General features: G+C 72.0%; 21 protein-coding genes. 15 read left to right on the plus strand and 6 right to left on the minus strand.

Annotated features, from left to right (window positions below; translation table 11 throughout):
* Positions 1 to 140: 140 nt before the first annotated feature.
* The 5 genes from ER308_RS19355 to ER308_RS19375 form a co-directional block, all read right to left on the minus strand.
* On the minus strand, positions 141 to 1454 hold the full coding sequence (locus ER308_RS19355) for an ABC transporter ATP-binding protein (protein ID WP_131156506.1): 1314 nt from the start codon (positions 1452 to 1454) through the stop codon (positions 141 to 143).
* A gap of 37 nt (positions 1455 to 1491) precedes the next feature.
* Positions 1492 to 2520, minus strand: a complete 1029-nt coding sequence (locus ER308_RS19360) for an ABC transporter ATP-binding protein (protein ID WP_131156507.1) — start codon at positions 2518 to 2520, stop codon at positions 1492 to 1494.
* Complete coding sequence (locus ER308_RS19365; RefSeq protein ID WP_131156508.1) at positions 2510 to 3580, minus strand: ABC transporter permease; 1071 nt, start codon at positions 3578 to 3580, stop codon at positions 2510 to 2512. Before ER308_RS19365 ends, ER308_RS19360 begins: the two co-directional genes overlap by 11 nt.
* A complete protein-coding gene (locus ER308_RS19370; protein ID WP_205745745.1) occupies positions 3580 to 4596 on the minus strand; it encodes an ABC transporter permease in 1017 nt (338 codons plus the stop codon). Before ER308_RS19370 ends, ER308_RS19365 begins: the two co-directional genes overlap by 1 nt.
* Positions 4597 to 4683: 87 nt before the next feature.
* Positions 4684 to 6402, minus strand: coding sequence for an ABC transporter substrate-binding protein (locus ER308_RS19375; protein WP_131156509.1), 1719 nt, complete (start codon positions 6400 to 6402; stop codon positions 4684 to 4686).
* A 362-nt stretch (positions 6403 to 6764) separates the two neighbouring features.
* Between ER308_RS19375 and sppA the strand changes: the two genes are divergently transcribed.
* From sppA to aroB, 12 genes are all read left to right on the plus strand, one after another.
* Positions 6765 to 8417: a signal peptide peptidase SppA gene (gene sppA, locus ER308_RS19380; RefSeq protein WP_131156510.1), complete on the plus strand. Its 1653-nt coding sequence runs from the start codon at positions 6765 to 6767 to the stop codon at positions 8415 to 8417.
* Positions 8418 to 8603: 186 nt separating this feature from the next.
* The gene (locus tag ER308_RS19385; RefSeq protein ID WP_205745746.1) at positions 8604 to 9047 is read left to right on the plus strand and encodes a prepilin-type N-terminal cleavage/methylation domain-containing protein; all 444 of its coding nucleotides are present in this window, start codon (positions 8604 to 8606) and stop codon (positions 9045 to 9047) included.
* A gap of 261 nt (positions 9048 to 9308) precedes the next feature.
* The gene (locus tag ER308_RS22955; RefSeq protein ID WP_131156511.1) at positions 9309 to 9764 is read left to right on the plus strand and encodes a type IV pilin protein; all 456 of its coding nucleotides are present in this window, start codon (positions 9309 to 9311) and stop codon (positions 9762 to 9764) included.
* 521 nt (positions 9765 to 10285) lie between these two features.
* Positions 10286 to 10507 (plus strand): hypothetical protein, encoded by a 222-nt coding sequence (locus ER308_RS19395; RefSeq protein ID WP_131156512.1) that lies wholly within the window; start codon positions 10286 to 10288, stop codon positions 10505 to 10507.
* Between the two features lie 497 nt (positions 10508 to 11004).
* Positions 11005 to 11259 (plus strand): helix-turn-helix domain-containing protein, encoded by a 255-nt coding sequence (locus ER308_RS19400; protein ID WP_131156513.1) that lies wholly within the window; start codon positions 11005 to 11007, stop codon positions 11257 to 11259.
* A 7-nt stretch (positions 11260 to 11266) separates the two neighbouring features.
* Positions 11267 to 12310: a type IV pilus assembly protein PilM gene (pilM, locus tag ER308_RS19405; protein WP_131156514.1), complete on the plus strand. Its 1044-nt coding sequence runs from the start codon at positions 11267 to 11269 to the stop codon at positions 12308 to 12310.
* Entirely contained in the window at positions 12307 to 12957 is a 651-nt protein-coding gene (locus tag ER308_RS19410; protein ID WP_131156515.1) for a hypothetical protein, read from the plus strand. Before pilM ends, ER308_RS19410 begins: the two co-directional genes overlap by 4 nt.
* Positions 12954 to 13682 (plus strand): type IV pilus inner membrane component PilO, encoded by a 729-nt coding sequence (locus tag ER308_RS19415; RefSeq protein ID WP_131156516.1) that lies wholly within the window; start codon positions 12954 to 12956, stop codon positions 13680 to 13682. The genes ER308_RS19410 and ER308_RS19415 overlap by 4 nt, the downstream gene beginning before the upstream one ends.
* Positions 13679 to 14428 (plus strand): hypothetical protein, encoded by a 750-nt coding sequence (locus tag ER308_RS19420; RefSeq protein ID WP_131156517.1) that lies wholly within the window; start codon positions 13679 to 13681, stop codon positions 14426 to 14428. Before ER308_RS19415 ends, ER308_RS19420 begins: the two co-directional genes overlap by 4 nt.
* An 89-nt stretch (positions 14429 to 14517) precedes the next feature.
* Entirely contained in the window at positions 14518 to 15810 is a 1293-nt protein-coding gene (gene aroC / locus ER308_RS19425; RefSeq protein WP_131156518.1) for a chorismate synthase, read from the plus strand.
* Between the two features lie 4 nt (positions 15811 to 15814).
* The gene (locus ER308_RS19430) at positions 15815 to 16513 is read left to right on the plus strand and encodes a shikimate kinase (RefSeq protein WP_131156519.1); all 699 of its coding nucleotides are present in this window, start codon (positions 15815 to 15817) and stop codon (positions 16511 to 16513) included.
* Complete coding sequence (gene aroB, locus ER308_RS19435) at positions 16510 to 17595, plus strand: 3-dehydroquinate synthase (protein ID WP_131156520.1); 1086 nt, start codon at positions 16510 to 16512, stop codon at positions 17593 to 17595. Before ER308_RS19430 ends, aroB begins: the two co-directional genes overlap by 4 nt.
* 4 nt (positions 17596 to 17599) lie before the next feature.
* Here the strand turns inward: aroB and ER308_RS19440 are convergent, their stop codons facing one another.
* Complete coding sequence (locus ER308_RS19440) at positions 17600 to 18766, minus strand: GGDEF domain-containing protein (protein ID WP_131156521.1); 1167 nt, start codon at positions 18764 to 18766, stop codon at positions 17600 to 17602.
* Positions 18767 to 18939: 173 nt separating this feature from the next.
* On the opposite strand from ER308_RS19440, the gene ER308_RS19445 reads away from it, so the two are divergent.
* From ER308_RS19445 to efp, 3 genes are read left to right on the plus strand one after another with little or no spacing between them, the layout of a single operon-like run.
* A complete protein-coding gene (locus tag ER308_RS19445) occupies positions 18940 to 19446 on the plus strand; it encodes a type II 3-dehydroquinate dehydratase (protein WP_131156522.1) in 507 nt (168 codons plus the stop codon).
* Complete coding sequence (locus tag ER308_RS19450) at positions 19443 to 20630, plus strand: M24 family metallopeptidase (protein WP_131156523.1); 1188 nt, start codon at positions 19443 to 19445, stop codon at positions 20628 to 20630. The genes ER308_RS19445 and ER308_RS19450 overlap by 4 nt, the downstream gene beginning before the upstream one ends.
* A 35-nt stretch (positions 20631 to 20665) precedes the next feature.
* Positions 20666 to 21223 carry an elongation factor P gene (gene efp / locus ER308_RS19455; RefSeq protein WP_131156524.1) on the plus strand — a complete coding sequence of 186 codons (558 nt, stop codon included), beginning with the start codon at positions 20666 to 20668 and terminating at the stop codon, positions 21221 to 21223.
* The last annotated feature ends 2 nt before the right edge of the window (positions 21224 to 21225 follow it).

Genomic DNA, 21225 nt, shown 5'->3' on the forward strand with positions numbered 1-21225 from the left:
TCGTTCACTCTCGACGCTACCCACGCTCGGCCTTTCGCACGAGGGCCGACCGGGTCGGTCGGACATCGCCCGTCCAGCGCAGGATACGCCGGGTGAAGGCGGCTTCCCCGGCAGGCGTTGCCGTCGCGAGCGGGTGCCGGTCAGCGCTCGCGGGAGGTCAGACCGTGCAGGTGGCAGGCCACCTCGCGCCCCGCGACGGTCTGCAGGGCCGGTTCGGCCCCCTCGCCGAAGCGGACGAGGACGTGGCCGCCGTCCCGCTCGATCGCCACCACCGCCCGGAACAGCGGATGCGCCTCCCGTAGCTGCAGGTCGGTGAGCAACGACACCAGTCGCTCGGTGTCGCCGGATCCGAAACGCACCTGCTCGCGGGTGACCTCGGCAGCGTGCAGCCCGCCCGTTGCGTCGAGCTCGGCCTCGAACGTCTCGGTGTCGACCTCGGTCCAGCGTCGCTCGAAATAGTCGACGAGGTCGGTGCCTTCCCAGCCACACGGCTCGAACGCGGCGGGGCAACGCGGGTGGAAGCGGCAGCCCGCCGGTGGCGTCTGCGCGTCGGGCATCTCCCCGACGGGCAGCTCCTTGTCCCGGCTGCGCCGAGCCGGGTCGGGGAGCGGCACCGCGCTCAACAGCGAGCGCGTGTACGGGTGCTGTGGGTCGTCGAAGAGCCGGTCGGCCTCGCCCCACTCGACGAGGTTGCCGAGGTAGAGGATGCCGATCCGATCGCACAGGAACCGCGCGGTCGCGAGGTCGTGGGTGATGAACAGGTAGGTGAGGCCGAGGTCGCGCTGCAGCTCGAGCATCAGCTCGAGCACGCGGGCCCGAACGCTCATGTCGAGCGCGGCCACGGGCTCGTCGGCCACCACGAACTTCGGCTCGGTGATCAGGGCCCGGGCGATGACCAGGCGCTGCTTCTGCCCGCCCGACAGGTCCTCGGGATACTTGTCGAGGATCGTGTCGGCGGGGGTCAGCCCCACGCGCTCGAGCATCGCCGCCACACGAGCGCGCACGTCGGCCCGCTTGGTGGCCAGCCCGTGGATCCGCAGCGGGTGCCCGACGCCCTGCCAGACCGTCATCGCCGGGTTCAGGGCCGCGTGGGGGTCCTGGAAGATCAGCGCGAGCTCGCGCCGCAGCGGGCGGAGGTCGCGCTCGCGCAAGCCGACCAGCTCGCGCCCGTCGTAGCGGATCGATCCCGACGTCGCCGGCTCCAGACCGAGCAGCGTCCGCCCGAGCGTCGTCTTGCCCGACCCGCTTTCGCCGACGAGCCCGAACGTCTCGCCCCGGGCGATGTCGAAGCTGACCCCGTCCACGGCACGCACCGCGCCTCCGCTGCCTCGCGACAGCAGGCCGCGCCGGATCGGGAAGTGCGTGTGGACGTCCTCGGCGCGGACCAGCGTGTCGCCCGCGACGGCCGCGGCGTGGCGGTCGGCGGCGCTGGTCTCTGCCGGCTGCCCGGTCATGCCCGCCCCCGTTCGCTGCTCGCGATGGGACGCCCCGTCATGCCCGCCCCCGTTCGGCGACGGCGGCGTGGCGCTCGGCGCCGGGATGCAGGAAACACGCCGCGTACTGGCCCGGTGCGGGCTCGGCGTACGCCGGCTCGCTCGCGGTGCAGTGGCTCATGACGTCGGGGCAGCGCGGCGCGAAGCGGCAGCCCGGCGGCGGGTCGACGAGGTCGGGCGGCGCGCCCGGGATCGAGTGCAGGCTCGTGGTCTCCAGCGAGATCGTCGAACGCAGCAACCCTCTCGTGTAGGGGTGCGCGGGGTCCGCGAACACCTGGTCCACCGGGCCGACCTCGACGACCTTGCCGGCGTACATCACCGCGACGCGGTCGCACGTCTCGGCGACGATCCCCAGGTTGTGCGTGACGAGCAGCAGACCGACGTCGGCGTCCTCGCGCAACCGTTCGAGGATGTCGAGGATCTGCGCCTCCACGATCACGTCGAGGCTCGTGGTGGGCTCGTCGGCGACCACGACCTGGGGCTGCAGCACGATCCCCAGCGCGATCATGATGCGCTGGCGCATGCCGCCCGAGAACTCGTGCGGGTAGTTGTCGATCCGGGTCCGAGGGATGCCCATCTGCGCGAGCGCGGCCTCGGCCATGCGACGCGCCTCCCGCTTGTCCGTGCGGGGGCGGTGGGCCCGGATGGCCTCCAGGAAGTGGTCGGACACGCGCATGAGCGGATCCAGGCGCGTCATGGGCTCCTGGAAGACCAGCGAGGCGCGCTCGCCCCGGATCCGCCGCAGCTGCCGCTCGCTCGCGTTGACGAGATCGACCGGCCCCTCGCCCTCGTGCGTGCCCCGAGGGGCCAGTTCGACCCGCCCGCGCACTTGCCCGCCAGGCGGCATGAGGTTCAGCAGCGCGCGACCCAGCGACGACTTCCCGCAGCCCGACTCGCCGACGAGGCCGAGGGCCTCGCCCGGCCGCAGCTCGAAGTCGACGCCGTCGACCGCCCACAGGGGTCCGCGCGGCGTGCGGTATCCCACGCGCAGGTCCGAGACCGAGAGCACGGGCGGGTCAGCGCTCACCGGTGCCTCCTCCCGGGGACTCCTCGGCCGAGGCCTCGTCCTCGCCGGCCGCCTGCGCGGGCTCGGTCGGGGCCGCGGCCCCGAGTTCCGCGCCGCCCGCGCCGCGGGCGCGCAGCAGCGGGTTGATTATGTCGTTGAGGCCCTCGCCCACCAGCGTGAGGCCGGTCACCAGCGTCACGATCGCCATGCCCGGCCAGAACGCGGTCCACCACACGTCCGACGTGATGTCCTGGGTCGCCTGGGAGATGTCGTAGCCCCACTCGGGCGCGGGCGGCGGGACGCCGTAGCCCAGGAAGCCCAGCGCCGCCAGTGTCAGCACCGCCCCGGCGGCGTTGAGCGTGAAGATTACCGGCACGCTCTGGATCACGTTGAAGAACACGTAGCGCGAGACGATCGTGCGCTCGCGCGCCCCGAGCGAGCGTGCCGCCTCGACGAACGGCTCCTCCTTCACGCTCAGGGTGTGGTTGCGCACGACGCGGAAGTACTGCGGGATGTAGACGAGGCCCACGGCGACGGCCGCGCTCGCGACCCCCGGCGTGAGCAGGTCCTGCAGCAGGAACGCGACGACGATGGCGAGCAGGAGCTCGGGGAAGATGTACAGCGCGTCCATCGCGGTCACCAGCGACCGGTCCAGCCGGCCGCCCCGGTAGCCCGACAGCAGCCCGAGCGGCACGCCGACCCCGAGCGCGATCACGGTCGACACGGCGATGACGGCCAGCGCCACGCGGCTGCCACCGATCACGCGCGCCAGGACGTCGAAGTTGTCGCGGTTGGTGCCCATCCAATGGTCGCCGGACGGCTCGGCCAGGCGCTCGAACTGCTCGCTGGTCGGATCGCCGGCGACCTCCCGGTACTGGGTCGCCTCGTAGGGCGACAGCAACGGCCCGACGAGCGCCATGAGCAGGAAGCCCACCACGATCGCGAGGCCGATGAGGATCATCACCTTCGCGGTGGTGGTGGCCTGCCGCCACGGCTTCAGCGCGTGGCTCGCCCGGGCGCGGAGCGCGGCCCCCCGCCCGGCGCCCACGGCGCTCTCCGTGTTCCGCGTCGGCGCGGCCATCAGTGACGGATCCTCGGGTCGATCAGCGCGCTCGCGATGTCGATCAGCAGCGACACGATCACCACCACGAGCGCGAGGAAGGTGACGATGCCCTGCACGCCGACGTAGTCGCGGGCGCCGAGGAAGTCGATGAGGGCGAGGCCGAGGCCCGGCCACGAGAAGACCCGCTCGGTGAGGATCGAGCCGCCGAGCAGCAGGGCGAACTGCAGGCCGACGACGGTGACGACGGGCACGAGCGCGTTCTTGAGCGCGTGGTGGAAGACGACCGGCCGCTCGCCGACGCCGCGCGCGCGGGCCGACTCGACGTAGTCCGCCCGCAGGGTCTGCAGCATGTTGACCCGCACGAAGCGCATGAAGATGCCCGCGAACACGAGGCCCAGCGTGGTGCCCGGCAGGATGAGGTGGTGGATCGAGCTCCACAGCGCCGACGGGTCCAGGGTCAGGATCGAGTCGAGCACGTAGAAGCCGGTGACATGGTTGGGCGCGTCGAAGCCGGTGGCCCGACCGCCGGTCGGGAACCAGCCCAGCCGCACCGAGAAGAACAGCTGCCCGAGCAGGCCCACCCAGAAGATGGGCGCGGCGTACACGATTATCCCGAACAGACGCCCGCCGACGTCGAACGGGGTGTCGCGCAGCCTCCCGGACAGCGCGCCGACCCCGATGCCGAGCACCAGGGCCACCAGCATCGCGAACGCGGTCAGCTCGAGCGTCGCCGGGAACGTGTCGGCGACCACTCCGGTGGTGGTGCGCCGATCGGTCACCGGATCGCCGAAGTCGCCGGTGAGGGCGTTGAAGAGGTAGGTGCCGTACTGGACGAGCAGCGGCTCGTCGAGACCGGCGGCGGCCCGGCGCGACTCCAGCTCCTCGGCCGAGATCCGGTCGCCCATCGTCGCCGCGATCGGGTCCCCGGGCGCGACCCGCAGCAGCAGGAAGACGATGGTGAGCAGGATGAGGAGCATCGGCACGGTCAGCGCGATGCGCATGAGCACGTAGCGGCGCAGCGAACCGCCTCCCACGGGCTCTACCCCCTCGCCGACGACGGAGATGCCGGGCGCCGGGGCGGGACGTGGCGCGCCCGCCCCGGCGGATCCTGCAGGACGGCGCTACGCGCCCTCGTCACCCGGCGAGATCAACCAGAAGCGGAAGATCTGCATCACGTCCATCGTCTCCTCGATCCCGCTCACGCCCTCCCGGGCGAAGGCGACGGGCTGCTCCTCGACGAGCGGGATGAGCGGTGTCTCCTCGACGGCGACCTCCTGGATGTCGGCGAAGATCTCGGCGCGCTCCTCGCTGTCGGGGTCGTCGACCTGCTGTTGCGCCGCGATCATCTCGTCCATCTCGTCGTCGGCGTAGAAGCCGAGGAACCCGCCCGAGTGGTAGAAGGGCTCGATGTAGTAGTCGGCGTCGAAGTAGCTGGGGTACCAGCCGAGCAGGAAGGCCGGATAGTTCGGGTCGGCCCCGAACGCCTCGTCCTGGAACTGCGCCCACTCGCTCGAGTCCGTCTGCACCTCGAACATCCCGGACTCCTCCAGCATCCGGGAGATCTCCTCGGCGAAGGAGGGCTCGGTCGGGCCGTAGTGGTCGCCGGTCTCGTGCCACAGCGTGAGCTCGACCGGCTCGTCGATGAAGTCCTCGGGCTCGGCGTCGTCGTACTGCTCGAACTCCGGCTCGTACTCGTCGAAGCCGGTCGCGATCATCGAGTACAGCGGGTCCCCGAAGCCCTGGAAGACGTTCTCGATGAGGCGGTCGCGGTCCATCGCCGCCGCGAAGGCACGCCGCACGTCGGGGTCGTCGAAGGGCTCGAGCTCGGGGTTGAGGACGACGTAGCGGATCGAGGCGCCCTCGCCCTCGATCGCCTGCACGCCCTCGAGGTCGGCGAGGTCGGTCTGCTCGTCGGGGGAGAGGTCCCGGAACGCGACGTCGATCTCGTCCGACTCCAGGGCCAGGCGCATCTGGCTCGACTCCTGGTAGAACTGGATGCGCACCCGGTCGTTGGCCGGCGGATCGCCGTGGTAGTCGTCGTTGGCGACGAGGGTCATCGACTCGCCCTCGCGCCACTCCTCGATCTCGTAGCGGCCGGTGCCGACGAAGTCCTCGTTGACGAAGTCGTCGGCCTCCTCCTCGGCGTCCTCGTCGAGGAACTCGTCCGGTGCCTCGTAGTCGCCGTCGGCCGGGATGATCGTGCCGACGGTGTAGGCCAGCCGCGGGAGGAACGTGACGTTCGGCTCGCTCAGCGTGATCTCGACCGTGTAGTCGTCGGGGGTCTCGATCTCCTCGACGTGCTCGAGCAGGAACCCGGCCCCGAGCGGGTGGTTCATGTTGATCGAGCGCTCGAGCGAGAACTGCACGTCCTCGCTGGTCATCTCGCTGCCGTCGTGGAACTCGACGCCCTCGCGCAACTCGAAGGTGTAGGTGAGGCCATCGTCGCTGATGTCGGGCAGGTCCTCGGCCAGGAAGGGCGACACGTCGGTCTCGCCGGGCTCGAAGCCCACGAGCGTCTCGCCGGCGTTGAACAGGATCTGCGACGACTGCGTGTCGTACACGGCCGCGGGATCGAGGCTCGACGCCTCGTCGGTGGTGCCGACCACGAGGTCGCCCCCCTCGTCGGCCTCCTCGTCGGCCTCGTCGTCGGGCTCGTCGTCGGGGTCGTCGTCCTCGGGGTCGTCCTCGTCGGGATCGTCCGGATCCTCCGCGGCCTCCTCGTCGGGATCCTCGGGATCCGCCGGGTCCGCGTCGGGATCCTGCGGCTCGCCCTCACAGGCGACGATCGCGAGGCTCAGGACGAATGCGGCCAACAGGAGCAGCAGGTGCCGTGCGCTCATGGATCTCCCCTCTGTGTCAGGCGCTGGTCCGATCGGGGCCAGCCACCCGTGTCGTGGACCGCACCCCGCAGGCGGCGGTCACCGGCCCCCGGGACTCGGGGCGGCCGGGCACCTCCGCGAGGGGCGCGAGGCGGGCGCGGGCCGAGCGCGGATCAGCCGCGTGGCCCGACGCGCTGCGGGAGCAGGGCGATGCTACGAACCCCCTGGTAGGTTCCGGGCAAGATAGTGAGGGGGCAGGGTCGGGGTCAACCTCGGGCATCGCCCGGTGCGACGGGTTGCGAGACGCCTGCTGGGCGGACGAGGATCCCCGAGGTTCGACGGTCGCCGGGGCCGTCCTCGTCTGACTGGCAAGGGGGAGTGCGGTGCCCGTTTCCCGACTGCGTGCCCGTGTGCGACCGCCGCGCGTGCTGGCGCTCGATCTGTCCCAGCCCGTGACCGACGCGCCCCCGGGCGGCCTGGTGGGGCGCCTGTCCGGGCCGAAACGGCCGCAGCTGCGCGACGTCCTGGAGGTCCTGGAGGCCGCGGCGGCCGACCCGAGGGTGCGGGTGCTGCACGCGCGGGTCGACCAGCCGGCGGCCAGCTGGGCACACGCCGAGGAGCTGCGCGAGGCGGTGGCCGCGTTCCGCCGGAGCGGCAAGCCCGCCCTCGCGCACGCGCAGAGCTTCGGGGAGGCCGGCGACGGCACGCTGTCGTACTTCGTGGCGGCCGCGTTCGACGAGGTGTGGCTGCAACCGTCCGGTGAGGTCGGGCTGGTCGGGGTCGCGCGGGAGGAGCGGTTCCTCGCCGACATGCTCGACAAGCTCGACGTGCGCCCGGAGCTCGACCGCCGTCACGAGTACAAGACGGCGGCGAACGTCGCGACGCACCGCGAGTTCACCGACGCGCACCGCGAGTTCGCCGACCGGATGGTCGAGAGCCACTACGAGCACCTGGTCGCCGGGGTCGGCGGGGATCGCTCGCTGTCCCACGAGGCCGTGACGGCTCTGGTGGACCGTGCGCCGATCGCCGCCGAGGAGGCCCGGGACGCCGGCCTCGTGGACCGGCTCGCCTACCGGGACGAGGTGGTCGCCGAGAGCAAGCAGCGCGCTGGCGAGGGGGCGCAGGTGACGACCCTGGCGGCCTACCGTTCGCTGGTGCGCCGACGGCAGCTGCGCCCCGGGCGGCGCACGACGGTCGCCCTGGTGCACGGGCACGGCGCGATCCAGGCCGGGCGCAACCGCCGCTCGATGATGGGCCCGGTGATGGGTTCGGACACCGTGACGCTGGGGTTCCAGCAGGCGATCCGGGACAAGAAGGTCCGGGCCATCTGCTTCCGCGTGGACAGCCCCGGGGGCTCCGCGGTCGCCAGCGACGCCGTCTGGCGAGCGGTCGCCAGGGCGCGGGAGGCCGGCAAGCCGGTGGTCGTCTCGATGGGCTCGGTCGCGGGCTCCGGCGGGTACTGGGTCGCGATGGGCGCGGACCGCATCGTGGCCGCCCACGGCACGCTGACGGGGTCGATCGGCGTCGTCAGTGGCAAGTTCGTGTTGCGGGGCCTGCGCGAGCGGCTGGGCATCACCTCCGACGCGGTCGAGCGCGGCGCCCACGCGAGGATGTTCTCCACCGAGCAGTCCTTCTCCGACGACGAGTGGGAGCAGGTGCAGGCCTTCCTCGATCGCGTGTACGACGAGTTCGTGCGCAAGGTGGCCGAGGGCCGCGCGATGTCGCCCGAGGAGGTCCACGAGCACGCCCGTGGACGGGTGTGGACCGGGGCGGATGCGGCCGAGCGTGGCCTCGTCGACCGACTCGGTGGCTACCGCGCGGCGTTCGCGACGGTGCGGCAGCTCGTGGGCCTGCCCACGGACGCGCGCCTGCGGGTGCGCGTGCTACCGCGGCAGTCGCTCGCCGAGCGGCTCGGGATCAAGCAGTCCGACTTCGACGACGCGCGCGCCGTCGCCCGCGAGCTCGGCGCAGCGCTGCGCGGGGCGGGGCTCGACGCCGGGGTCGTGCGGATGTCCGGGGACGCCGCCCGGGATTAGGTCTCGCGCTTAAGCCGGCGGGCCTACCGGCCGAGATCCCTGTATACGGGCCATGCATGGGAGCAACCGAGCTCGGACGAACCGGCGGGGCCGCCTCTGGGGCTGAGGCTGCCCCGCCGGTTGCTTTCGTCCCCGCTCGGTTGGTGCCCGCGTGCGGGCCCGCGTGTCCCGGCGGAGGAGGGCATCGTGGCGGTGGAGCAGCGCGACGAAGGGTTCAGTCTCATCGAGTTGGTGGTCGTCGTGGTGATCATCGGGATCCTCGCGGCGATCGCGATCCCGGTCTTCGTGTCCCAGCGGGACGCCGCCCGCGAGGGCCAGGTTGAGGCCGACGTGCGTTCCTCGGCGATGGCCGTCTTCAGCCTCCAGGACGTGAGCGGCGAGCTCCCGCCCGATGGTGGTCCGGATGCGTTGACGTTCGTCGACGACGATGCGCCGAGCGAGGATCCGCCCGTGCTGCGGGTGAGCAACGGGACCGTCGACGACGATGGCGACGGCGGCCTCGAGTACGTCGTGACCGGCGAGGAGTTCTGTCTGGCGGGCTGGCACGCCGAGCTGGACACCGGCGATCCGGTGGCGCAGTGGGAGAGCGGGACGGGCGCGCTGGTCGAGGACCCGGACGGTTGCAGCTAACCCGACCGTGACCCGGATAGACTACGGAGAGTGAAAAATCTCTCAAGTCCGTGGGTTGAGCCGTCGAGATCCCCACTGTCATCTGCAAGTCGTGGGTGCAGAACGGGCGATCCCGCCGCGAGGCGGGTCAGCAATGCCACGGGACCCTGTACGTCATCCGGGTTCGCCGGGCTGCCTCGCGCCACACGACGTGGCGTGCGCCCCCTGTGGGCGTGCTCGTCCCTCGACTTGCCCGAGCGCGAGCACCGGAGGTGCAACGCTATGAGTGCAATCTGGAAGCGTCTTGAGGAGAAGGAAGAGGGCTTCACCCTCATCGAGCTCCTCGTCGTTGTCATCATCATCGGCATCCTCGCCGCCATCGCGATCCCGGTCTTCCTGAACCAGCGGGAGTCCGCCTGGCGCTCGTCGGCAGAATCGGATGCCCGAAATGCTGCTGTGGCTCTCGAAACCTTCTACACGTCGGAAGGCTCCTACCCCGATTGGGAAACTGGTCAGGATCTCTCGGAGGGCGTCCATCACATCGACGATGACGGCGATGCTGAGGCGGACGAAGACGAGGGCGTGGCATCCATCACCGTGAGCACCGATGTCTCGCTCACGATCACTGTGGACGGAAACACCTTCGAGATCGAGGCCTATCACGAGCAGATCGGCGAGGACGACGACGTGGTCGTCACGTACGACAGCGCCACTGGTGGTCTCCTCGACACTGACTGAAGAGTGCGGGGCTCGTCGGTCCAGTCGATCCCCGCACAAGTATTAGGGCGGAGCTTCGGCTCCGCCCTTTTCCTGTTCGGGAACTGCTCTATGATGAAACCGCTGTGCGAAGGGCTCGTCCGACCAAGACGCGCCCGATAGCGTTTCCTGGTGATGCCCACTCAAGCCGGGAACTACTCCTGCCGACCCATTCAGTTACGCGCCGTGAGGCGGGTGGGGCACCAGATGCGGACGATCCCCCAGTTGGATGTGGTGCACGCGCGTCACTAGCCCGTCCAGGCCCCCGAGAGCGCCGACTACGCTTCCTCGAAAGTTCGCGGTGCGGGGGTGGTGGCCCGCGGTTAGCGGCACCGGCCGCGATCGGTAGTGGATCAGCCCGTTGTGCGAGCCAGCTACAGAAGGGCCTCGCCAAGCTGCGGCCGACACCGGGTCGGGTCTGTCATCCGGCTGGATGGAACGTGACTGGTGGCCGTGGCGTCTCACTCGGTGGGTCCCGAGTGGAGGTGCCGGATGAGGTCGGCATGCAGCCGGTCTCCGGGGCGGGTGACGAGACCACGGGCACCGGCCGGATCGAGGTGATCGACGCCACGCCCGAACAGGTGGCCGCCTGGGAGGAGGCCGTCGACGATCCCTCGCGCTGGTGTCTTGTTCGCGCTCCCCGCGACGTGCCATGCGACGAGTCGGTGATCGCGGACGCCGAACAGCGCGCCGAACAGCAGGACGAGGTGCTGCCCAACCGGTAGACCGAGGACGAGCCGACCGAGCAGCGAGCCGCGCAGGTACGTCGCAGCTACCTCGGGCTGATGCTGGAGGAGGCCGAGGACAAGGCCGCCCATGAGGACCGGACCGTACGCGTGACGGTACGGGACAGCGTGCGCCTCGGCGCCAACGACGATCTGAACCCCGCCGGCTGAGCTTCACGATCTGCGACGGTGTCGTGGTCGACACGCGGATAGATCTCGAACCCGAGGGATAGCGGCCACGTGCCAGGCGTTCGGTCGCGGCCACAGCCCACGACGGTCTCACTGGGTGCTGCCAGGCGACGCGCGTGGTTCTCTTCCGCCCGCTCCTCAAGCCGGGGACTAGTCCTGCCGACCCATTCAGTGACGCGCCGTGAGGCGGGTGGGGCACCAGATGCGGGCGATCCCCCAGTGGCATGTGGTGCGCACGTGGCTCTTGTGGCCGGCGTGGCTCCTGCCGACGAGGCGCGTCACCGACGAGGAAGGGAGTGGAAAACGCCATGGCCGACATCGCGGCAGCACACGCGGGGCAGGAGCCCCCGCAGCTGTGGACGGTCGCCGAGGTGGCCGAGCACATGCGCGTGTCGACCATGACGGTCTACCGCCTCATCAAGGCCGGGACGCTCCCGGCGATCCGCGTCGGTAAGAACTACCGCATCCGCGGCGGTGATCTCGCGGCCTTCCTCGAGGCCGCCGCGACGACCCAGCCGGGACAACTCAACGGTGTGTCCGGCCAGCACGAAGCGAAGGGGTAGGTCTGCGATGGCCACCACGATCGGACTCGACATCGGCTCGACCGCAGTGCGGGCCGCGCAGGTGAGCACAGGCCGCGGCCTGCCGAAGCTCGAGCGGCTCGGACAGGTGCTCCTGCCTGCCGGTGCGGTCCGCGACGGCGAGATCGAGGACCCGGAGGCGGTCGCCGAGGCGATTCGCACCCTCTGGTCCACCTACAAGCTCAAGGGCAAGAAGGTCGCGCTCGGCCTCGCGAACCAGCAGGTCGTCGTCCGCCAGATGGACCTGCCCTCGCTCCCGGAGAACGAGCTCCGCGAGTCGCTCGACTTCCAGGTGCAGGACACGATCCCGATCCCGACCGACCAGGCGGTGCTCGACTTCGTGGTCCTCGACGAGTATGAGGGACCCGAGGGCGAACCGCTCACGCGCATCCTTCTGGTCGCCGCGCAGCGCACGATGGTGGACTCCCTCGTCGACGTCGCGCAGCGCGCCAAGCTCGAGCCCACACTGCTCGACCTCGACGCGTTCGCGGTCCTGCGGTCGATGGGCGGCAGCGAGTTCATCGGCGGCGAGGGCGCCGAGCTGCTCATCGACGTGGGCGGGTCGGTGACCAACCTCATCGTCCACGAGAACGGCCGGCCGCTGTTCGTCCGCATCCTGCTGATGGGCGGCGACGACATCACGTCGACGCTGACCGCGAGCCTCGGCCTCTCGTTCGAGCAGGCCGAGCAGCTCAAGGCCCAGCACGGCTACCACGACGATCCGCAGGACGACGTCGGCACGCTCATCAGCGAGCGCGCGACCCGCTTCGTCGACGAGATCCGCGGGTCGATCGACTACTACCACGCGCAGGTCGAGGCGATCCCGGTCCGGCGGGCCATGCTCGCCGGCGGCGGCAGCCTCCTGCCGCGCCTCGCCGACCAGCTGTCCGACGCGCTCGGCGTCGAGGTCACCCGCGGGCGACCGACTGCCGAGCTCGAGACCGACAAGGCGCCGACCGCCCCCGGGGAGCTCGACGAGGCCGAGCCCTTCCTCGCGGTCGCGATCGGCCTGGCCATGGGGGCCGCGGAATGAACAGCGTGCGCGTCAACCTCCTCCCCAAGGACCTCTTCGAGCAGGCGCGTGCGCGCCGCGTCGCACGCGGCTCCTACGTGGGCCTCGCGGTGTTCGTCCTCGCGCTCGCCGGCGTCTACGGGCACGGCTGGAACCAGGTGCGCCTCGCCGAGGAGGAGCGCGAGGCGGCCCAGGCCGAGGTCTCACAGCTCCAGGCCGAGCTCGCCGAGCTCGAGGAGTACCGCGAGCTCGCCGAACGCCTCGACGCCCGCAACCAGACCCTGGCGACCGCGATGAGCGACGAGATCTCGTGGGCACGGATCCTCAACGACCTCGCCCTCACCTTCCCGTCGGACTCCTCGCTGCTGTCGCTGGACACGATGGCCAACGACGTCGAGGAGCCCGAGGAAGGCGAGATCGACCCGGGCCACAGCGTCGGGGAGATGACCGTCACCGGCTACTCCATCGAGGAGTACGCCCCCGGTGTCGAGTCGGTGCTCATCGACTTCGAGAGCGCGCGCGGGTTCTTCAACAGCTACCTGCAGACCGCCACCGCGGACGAGCGCGCCGACAGCGAGATCACCACCTTCAGCGGAACGATCGACCTCGATGACGATGCCCGGACCGGCCGCTACACCGACGGCCTGCCGGCGGAGGTGACGGAATGAGGACACGCGCACCGATCATCGCCGGCCTCCTGGCGGTCGCGCTCGGCGCGGGCTTCTGGTTCTTCCTGTACCAGCCGCAGACCGAGAACCGCGAGGAGATCGAGGAGGAGACCGCGCAGCTCGAGGCCGAGGCCGGGCAGCTGCGAAACGAGATCGCGCACCTGCGCGAGATCAAGGAGAACGAGATCGAGTACGAGGCGCGGCTGGCCCGGCTCGAGGAGTACGTCCCCCACGGCGTCCAGCAGCCCTCGGCGCTGCGCGAGTTCCAGCAGACCGCCGACTCGGCCGGGGTCGAGATCAGCGATCTCTCGTTCGGCGACCCGGTCGCCGTCGAGGACGCACCCGACACCGGCGAGCCCGAGACGACGCTGGCCGAGATCAACGTCTCGATGAGCTTGCAGGGCGGCTACTTCCAACTCGTGGACCTGCTCCGAAGGCTCGAGGTGGACGTCGCCCGTGCGCTGCTTGTCGACTCCGTCAACCTGACCGAGGGCGAGGACGGCTTCCCCGATCTCCGGGGCACGTGGAACGGGCGGATGTTCGCCGTGGTCGACATCGCCAGCGCGGGCGACCCGGGCGAGGAAGGCGCCGGCGACCTGCCGGACCTCGAGGACGGGGACGAACTCGACGAGGATGAACTCGACGACGCCGATGAGGATGGCGACGCCGAGCCGGACGACCTCGATAACGAGGACGACGAGGACGAGGAGGTCGCGAACCGATGAGCCGCAATCTTCTGATCGCGCTCGGCGCGCTCGTGGTCGTCGTGCTCGGCGGCGTCTTCGTCGTGATGCCGATGGTCCTCGACGACGGTGACGAGGTGGCCGACGACCAGCCCGACGAGCTCGCCGAGGGCCCCGACGCCGAGGGTCCCGACGCCGAGGGTCCCGACGCCGAGGACCCCGACGCCGAGGGGCTCGAGGAGGACGGCGACGACCTTGAGATCGATGAGGTCCAGCCGTCCGACGAGGACGACGACTTCCTGGCCGACAAGCCCGACGACCCGGATGAGTTCGACGAGCGCGACGAGGCCTCCCCCGAGGACGACGGGCCGCTGGAGGAGACGTTCGAGGTCTTCAGCGCCCGCGACCCGTTCCAGCAGCTGGCGGCCGAGAGCGAGGCCCTGCCGGCGGCCGACGGGACCGGTGACGGCGACCCCGGCGACGACGGCGGGGGCGACCCCGGCGACTCCGACGACTCCGACGACGAGGATCGGGACGACGGCGACGACCCGCCGAGCGACGTGACCGTGGGCGGCACCGTCATCCAGATCGAGAGCGTCTACACCGACGACGAGGGCGAGGACCGCGTCGAGCTCACCGTGAACGGCAGCGGCTACACCCTCACCGAGGGCGTCACGGCCGCGGACGGGGCGCTCGAGATCCTCGCGATCGACCCGCCGTGCGTGGAGTGGCAGTTCGCCGAGTACGCCCCGACGACCCTCTGCGAGGGCGAGGAGATCACCAAGTAGGCACGCGGGTCACTCCGGCCCGTAGGCACGCAGGTCACACCGGCCCGTAGGCCGCGGGTCACACCCGCCCGCTGGTAGCGTTGCGTCCCATGACCCTGCGCTACCTGACCGCCGGTGAGTCCCACGGGCCCGCGCTCGTGGGCATCCTCGAGGGGCTGCCGGCGGGCGTGCCCGTCGACCTCGACGCGATCGCCCACCAGCTCGAGCGGCGTCGCGCTGGCCACGGCCGCAGTCCGCGGATGAAGTTCGAGGCCGACGAGTTCCAGGTCCTGGCCGGGGTGCGGCACGGCCTCACCATCGGCAGCCCGGTCGCGCTGGTGATCCACAACACCGAGTGGCCGAAATGGACCGAGGCCATGGCCGTCGAGGCGCCCGAGGACCCCGAGGCCGTCGCGCAGACCGGTCGGGGGCGGCCCCTCACCCGCCCGCGGCCGGGACACGCGGACCTCGTTGGGATGCAGAAGTACGGCTACGACGAGGTCCGCAACGTGCTCGAGCGCGCGAGCGCCCGCGAGACCGCCACCCGGGTCGGGCTCGCCGCCGTCGCTCGGGGCCTGCTGGATCAGCTCGGCATCAGCGTCCTCAGCCACGTCGTGCGCATCGGCGAGGTCGCCGTGCCCGAGGATGCGCCGCCCCCGGGCCCCGGTGAGCAGGAGCGCGTCGACGACGACCCCGTGCGCTGCGCCGAGGGCGCGACGAGCGAGCGCATGCAGGAGCGGATCGACCGCGCGAAGGGCGAACGCGACACGCTCGGCGGCGTCGTCGAGGTCGTCGCGTACGGCGTGCCGGTCGGCCTCGGCAGCCACGTGCACTGGGACCGCAAGCTCGACGGCCGCCTCGCGCAGGCGCTGATGAGCATCCAGGCCTTCAAGGGCGTCGAGGTCGGCGAGGGCTTCCGCACCGCCGAGGTGCCCGGCTCCAAGGCGCACGACGAGATCGTCGCCTCCGAGGGGGACTACCGGCGCCTGACCTCGCGCTCCGGGGGCCTCGAGGGAGGCATCACCACCGGCGAGCCGCTGCGGGTCCGCGCGGCGATGAAGCCGCTGTCGAGCCTCACCCAGCCGCTGCGTACCGTCGATGTCGAGACCGGCGAGGAGGCGCAGGCGATCACGCAACGTTCGGACGTGTGCGCCGTGCCGCGGGCGGGGGTGGTGGCCGAGGCGATCGTGGCGCTCGAGCTCGCCGACGCGCTGCTCGAGAAGACCGGCGGCGACTCGCTCGACGAGGTGCGCCGCAACCTCGAGGCCTTCCTCGGCTCGCTGCCCCGCGCCGCGGAGCCATCCGCCAACGCCCGTGCGGCGGAGCCATCCGCCGACGACCGCGCGGCGGAGCGGCCCGCCGACGACCGCGCGGCGGAGCGGCCCGCCGACGACCCCGCCTGACGCCGTGGTCGGCGACGTCCACCGCGCGGATGGGCCGGGGCAGCGCCTGCCGGACAACGTCGCGCTGATCGGGCCGATGGGCGTGGGCAAGAGCACCGCCGGCCGCAAGCTGGCCGCGCGACTCGGGCTGGTGTACGTCGACACCGACGAGCTCGTGATCGAAGCGGCCGGTCGCTCGGTCAGCGAGCTGTTCGCCGCCCACGGCGAGGGGGAGTTCCGGCGACTCGAGGCGGACGCGATCCGCGCCGCGTGCGAGCGGACGGGCCTCGTGATCTCCGTGGGCGGGGGAGCGATCCTGCGAGCCGAGAACGTGGAGCGTCTGCGGGCCAACGCGGTCGTTGTGCTCCTCGATGGCGACCCGCTCACCTTGGCCTCCCGGGTCGGTCGCGGCGTGCGCGACGGCAGTCGACCGCTCCTCGAAGGGGTCGAGGACGTCGCCGCGCGGCTCGCCGCATTGCGCGACGAGCGCGCCGACGCCCACGCGGGGGCGGCGCACGTGACCATCGACACCAGCGGTGCCAGCACGCGCGCGACGGTCGGGGCGATCGTGGAGGCGCTGACCGGCCTCGCGCGCGAGGCCGCCGATGGGGAACCGCTCGTGCCCGAGGCGGCCGACGGGGACGAGGACGCGCGCGCGGCGGCCGACCGCGAACGTGACGCGCGCGCGGCCGCCGACCGCCCACGACCGGAGGCGCACACGTGAGCACCACCGTGCCGGTGCGTCTGCCCGACTCCGGCTACGACATCGTCGTCGGAGCCGGGGTGCTCGACGCCCTCGACGACCACCTGCCCGTGCCGACCCACGCGACCCGGGTGGCGCTGGTCACCAACGCGACCGTGGGCGAGCTGCACGGGGCGTCGGCCGCCGCCGCGCTCGAGCGGCTCGGCCTCGGTGTGGAGACGATCGAGGTGCCCGACGGCGAGCAGGCCAAATCCCTCGACACCCTCGCGATGCTGTACCACCGGTTCGCGGCAATGCCGCTGCGCCGCGACGACCTGGTGGCGGCGCTCGGCGGGGGAGTGGTCGGCGACCTCGCGGGGTTCGCCGCGGCGACCTGGCATCGGGGCGTGGCCGTCGCGCAGCTGCCCACCACCGTGCTCGCGCAGGTCGACGCCGCGATCGGCGGCAAGACGGGGGTCAACCTGCCCGAGGGCAAGAACCTCGTGGGGGCGTTCCACCAGCCCCGCGTCGTCCTCGCCGACACCGCGACGCTGTCGACGCTGCCGGCCCGCGAGCTGCGTGCCGGGCTCGGCGAGGCCGTCAAGCACGGCTTCATCGCCGATCCGCGGGTGCTCGAGCTGCTCGAGGAGCGACCCGACGACGCGGTCGCTGGCGATCCCGAGGTCCTGACCGAGCTCGTCGTGCGGGGCGCGGCGGTCAAGGCGCGGATCGTCGCCGCAGACGAGCGGGAGGCCGGGGAACGTGCCCTGCTGAACTACGGGCACACGATCGGTCACGCCATCGAGGCGCTCACCGACTACGCGCGTTACCGCCACGGGGAGGCCGTGGCGCTCGGCATGGTCGCCGCCGCCCGCGTCGGCGAGTCGATGGGCATGAGCCAGCCGGGCCTCACCGAACGCACGGTCGCGCTCCTCGACTCGCTCGGGCTGCCGACCGGCGGGCTGCGGCTCGATCCCGCCGGGGTGTGGGAGGCACTGGGTCGGGACAAAAAGGCGCGTGGCGGGGTGCGCATGGTGCTCTGCCGCGAGCCGGGCGTCGCCGAGCTCGTGTCGGATCCCACTCGCGCGCAGGTGGACGCGGCGGTCGCGGCCCTCGCCCGGTAGCGGGTCAGGACGCCGGGCCGTGCAGCGCGCACGAGGCCTGCCCCGGGCCGGGGGCGAGGCGGGACTTGCCCGCGGCCTTCGCGTCGTAGAGCGCGTGATCGGCCGCGCGGAACAGCCCCTCGGCCTCCGCGGCGTCCTCCGGTGCCACCGCCATCCCGGCGGACAGCGTCACCGCCGGCAGGTCCTCGCGTCGTTGCCGCTCGACCGCCCGCGCGCAGCGGCGCAGGGCGGTCTGCGCCTGCGCGCGGCTCGCCCCCGGCATCAGGATCGCGAACTCGTCGCCGCCGAAGCGGAACACCGCGTCGGTCTCCCGTGTCGACCGGGCCAACCGGTCGGCGATGTGGGTGAGCACCAGGTCGCCGACGGCGTGGCCGTACCGATCGTTTACCGCCTTGTAGTCGTCGATGTCGACGGCCGCGAGGGTGACGGGACGTTCGGGAGTCGCGTCCTCGAGGGCGGTGCGCAGCGCGTCCCAGAACACCCGTCGGTTGCGCAGGCCCGTCAGCGCGTCGCGCTCGGCGGCCGCGCGGGCGTCCTCGTAGAGGCGCGCATTGCGCAACGCCAGCGCGGTGACGTGCGCGAGCTCGAGCACGTCCTCGGCGTGGTGGCTCGCGAACGCGCCTGGCTCGTCGCTCGCCGCCACGACCACGAGGTGCGGGCTGGGGGAGTCCGCCTCCCCGCCCGGAAGGTGGCCGGCGAGCAGCAGCGACCGCATCCCCGGGTGGGCGACACCCGACAGTTCGGGCGTGGCCTCGGTGTCGTCGACCCAGGCGGTGCCCTCGGCGCGGACACGGTCGAGCAGCGCCGCCAGCGAGGCGTCGAGCGGGACCCGCCAGAACGGGATCGCGAGCTGCCCGCCGCGACCCTCCTCGTCGAGGTCGCTGCTGAGCAGGTCCGCCGACTCCCCGGAGACCTCGAAGACCGACACGGCCGAGGCCGGGGTGCGGCTGCGCACCGCCTCCGACACCCGATCGAAGACGGCCTCGAAGTCGAGCGTCTCGGCCATCTGGCGGGTGAGGGCCTGCAGTTCGCGCATCCGGGTGAGGGGGTCCGGGCGCGCGTCGGCATTCGTGGACGCCCGCGTCGTGTCCTGTTCGGCGTCTGTCGAGGCCTGCGTGGCGTCCTGTTCGGCGTTGGCGGAGGCCTGCGTTCCGCGCTGCTCGACGCTCACGCCATGTCCCCACCTGCTTCGCGAGTCGTCGACCGCACCGACGACGGCCGGGCCCACCGCCCGGTCCGCCCGGCACCATAGACTGCCCGGACCGCCCTCGGCGAACCCCTGCGCCACCCGTCGGTTCACCGCGAGGGCACGCCCACCGCCCGACCCGTCACCCGGGAGCCGCCGTGCGCCTGCTCGTCCTCCATGGACCGAACCTGAGCCAGCTCGGGACGCGCGATCCGACCCATTACGGGACCGCGACCCTCGCGGACGCCGTCGCTGTGGTGCGCGCGGTCCATCCGGACACCGACAGCGCCCAGTACGAGGACGAGGGCGCGCTCGTGCGCCGGGTCCACGACGCGCGCCGCGACGGGACCAGCGCGGTGATCTGCAACGCGGGCGCGCTCACCCACTACAGCTGGGCGCTGCACGATGCGCTCGAGCTGCTCGAGGTCCCGATCGTCGAGGTGCACCTCTCGCAGATCCACGCGCGAGAGCCGTTCCGCCACCACAGCGTCGTCGCCCCGGTCGCCGACGTGTCGATCTCGGGCGCGGGCCTCGTCGGGTACCGGCTGGCGGCGGAGGCCGCGCGAGCGCTGCTCGGACTGGAGTCGTCGTCCGGGGAGGAGTCGTCGTCCGGGGAGGAGTCGTCGCCCGGGGATGGGGCCTCGCTCGGGGGCGAGGCGTCGTGACTGCCGCTGCCTCGCACGCGTCCGACCCGGCTGCGGGCCCGGGACCCGACGGCGAGGAGGCCGCGGATCACGCCTCGCGCCGTGCCCGTGCCGTCGAGGCGCTCGATGACCTGGACGCGCTGCTTGTCACCCGTGCCCCCAACGTCCGTTGGCTCACCGGGTTCGCCGGCTCCTCGGGCGCGCTGCTGCTGCACCGTGACGGGCGCGCGGTGCTCGCCACCGACGGGCGCTACGCCGAACGGGCGGCCGCGACCGGGCTGGAGGTGGCCCTCGACCGGAGCGACGACTGGCTCGACGAGGCCATCGCCGGCGTGCACCGGCTGGGCGTCGAGGCGCACGGCCTCACCTGGGAGCGCGCCCGCCGGCTCGCCGACCAGTGGTCGACGGCGGCCGTCGAACCCGCGGGCCGCCTCGTCGAAGGGCTGCGCCTGCGCAAGGACGCCTCCGAGATCGCCGCCCTGCGTCGTGCCTGCGCGATCACCGCGCAGGTGCTCGGTGAGCTGCTCCCGGCCCTCGAGCCCGGCGAGTCCGAGCGCTCGGTGGCCGCCCGGGTGGAGCACGCGTTGCGGGCTCACGGCGCGGAGGATCGCGCGTTCCCGACGATCGTGGCCAGCGGACCCAACGGGGCGCACCCGCACCACGAACCGGGCGACCGCGTGCTCGCCGAGGGGGACTTCGTCACCGTCGACGCCGGTGCGCGCGTCGCGGGCTACCACGCCGACATGACCCGCACCGTGGCGATCGGCGAGCCGCCTCGCAGGCTGCGGACGGCCTACGAGGCGGTGCGCGCCGCGCAGGCGGCCGGCGTCGAGGCCGCCAGGGCGGGAGCGGTGCCGGGGGAGGTGGACGCGGCGGCCCGGGCCGTGCTCGCACGCCACGAGCTCGCGGAGGCCTGCGTGCACCCGACCGGTCACGGCGTCGGGCTCGAGGTTCACGAACCGCCGATCCTGCGAGCCGCGCAGCCCGAAGCTCGCCGGGACGTTCCTGCGGGTGAGTCCGTGCCCGAGGGTGGATCCGTCCCTACGGGCGCTCGTGAGGGCAAGCTCCCCGATCCCTTCGCTACACTGCTCGCTTGGTCCACCATTACCGTCGAGCCCGGCGTCTACCTGCCGGGGCTCGGGGAATCCGAATCGAGGACACGGTGCTGGTCGGCCCTGACCGCGCCGAGGTCCTCACCCCCATGACGACCGAGCTGATCACCTGCGAGCGGAGCGCGTGAATGGTCTCCACGAACAACCTCAAGAACGGCATGACCCTGGTCGTGGACGGTGAGATCTGGCGCGTGGACTCGTTCCAACATGTCAAGCCCGGAAAGGGCGGGGCGTTCGTGCGCACGACCCTCAAGAACGTGCGCAACGGCAAGACGCTCGACAAGCGCTTCCGCGCCGACGAGCAGGTCGAGCAGGCGATCCTCGAGCGCCGGCAGCTGCAGTTCCTGTATCGCGAGGGCACTCAGCTGGTGTTCATGGACACCGAGACCTTCGATCAGTCCCCGGTCGAGGAGAGCCGCCTGGGCGACGCCACCCGCTGGATCCGCGACGGCGACAGCGTCGAGCTCGTCTTCCACGAGGGCCAGGTCATCGACGTGAACCTTCCCGCCAGCATCGAGGTGGAGGTCACCGAATCCGAACCGGGCCACGCCGGCGACCGCGTCTCCGGCGCGACGAAACCGGCGACCGTCGAGACGGGCGCGGTGGTGCAGGTGCCCCTCTTCATCGAGCCGGGCGACCGGGTCAAGGTCGACACCCGGGACGGCAGCTACCTCTCGCGGACGTAGGC

The organism is Egibacter rhizosphaerae (assembly GCF_004322855.1).
GTDB lineage: Bacteria > Actinomycetota > Nitriliruptoria > Euzebyales > Egibacteraceae > Egibacter > Egibacter rhizosphaerae.

What these genes read in the sequence shown, in the direction of transcription:
- ER308_RS19395 (WP_131156512.1), top strand. Translation starts at nt 10,286, where the DNA reads ATGCAGCCGGTCTCCGGGGCGGGTGACGAGACCACGGGCACCGGCCGG.
- ER308_RS22955 (WP_131156511.1), top strand. Translation starts at nt 9,309, where the DNA reads ATGAGTGCAATCTGGAAGCGTCTTGAGGAGAAGGAAGAGGGCTTCACC.
- ER308_RS19410 (WP_131156515.1), top strand. Translation starts at nt 12,307, where the DNA reads ATGAACAGCGTGCGCGTCAACCTCCTCCCCAAGGACCTCTTCGAGCAG.
- ER308_RS19415 (WP_131156516.1), top strand. Translation starts at nt 12,954, where the DNA reads ATGAGGACACGCGCACCGATCATCGCCGGCCTCCTGGCGGTCGCGCTC.
- ER308_RS19420 (WP_131156517.1), top strand. Translation starts at nt 13,679, where the DNA reads ATGAGCCGCAATCTTCTGATCGCGCTCGGCGCGCTCGTGGTCGTCGTG.
- pilM (WP_131156514.1), top strand. Translation starts at nt 11,267, where the DNA reads ATGGCCACCACGATCGGACTCGACATCGGCTCGACCGCAGTGCGGGCC.
- ER308_RS19365 (WP_131156508.1), bottom strand. Translation starts at nt 3,580, where the DNA reads ATGGCCGCGCCGACGCGGAACACGGAGAGCGCCGTGGGCGCCGGGCGG.
- ER308_RS19355 (WP_131156506.1), bottom strand. Translation starts at nt 1,454, where the DNA reads ATGACCGGGCAGCCGGCAGAGACCAGCGCCGCCGACCGCCACGCCGCG.
- aroC (WP_131156518.1), top strand. Translation starts at nt 14,518, where the DNA reads ATGACCCTGCGCTACCTGACCGCCGGTGAGTCCCACGGGCCCGCGCTC.
- ER308_RS19375 (WP_131156509.1), bottom strand. Translation starts at nt 6,402, where the DNA reads ATGAGCGCACGGCACCTGCTGCTCCTGTTGGCCGCATTCGTCCTGAGC.
- efp (WP_131156524.1), top strand. Translation starts at nt 20,666, where the DNA reads ATGGTCTCCACGAACAACCTCAAGAACGGCATGACCCTGGTCGTGGAC.
- ER308_RS19400 (WP_131156513.1), top strand. Translation starts at nt 11,005, where the DNA reads ATGGCCGACATCGCGGCAGCACACGCGGGGCAGGAGCCCCCGCAGCTG.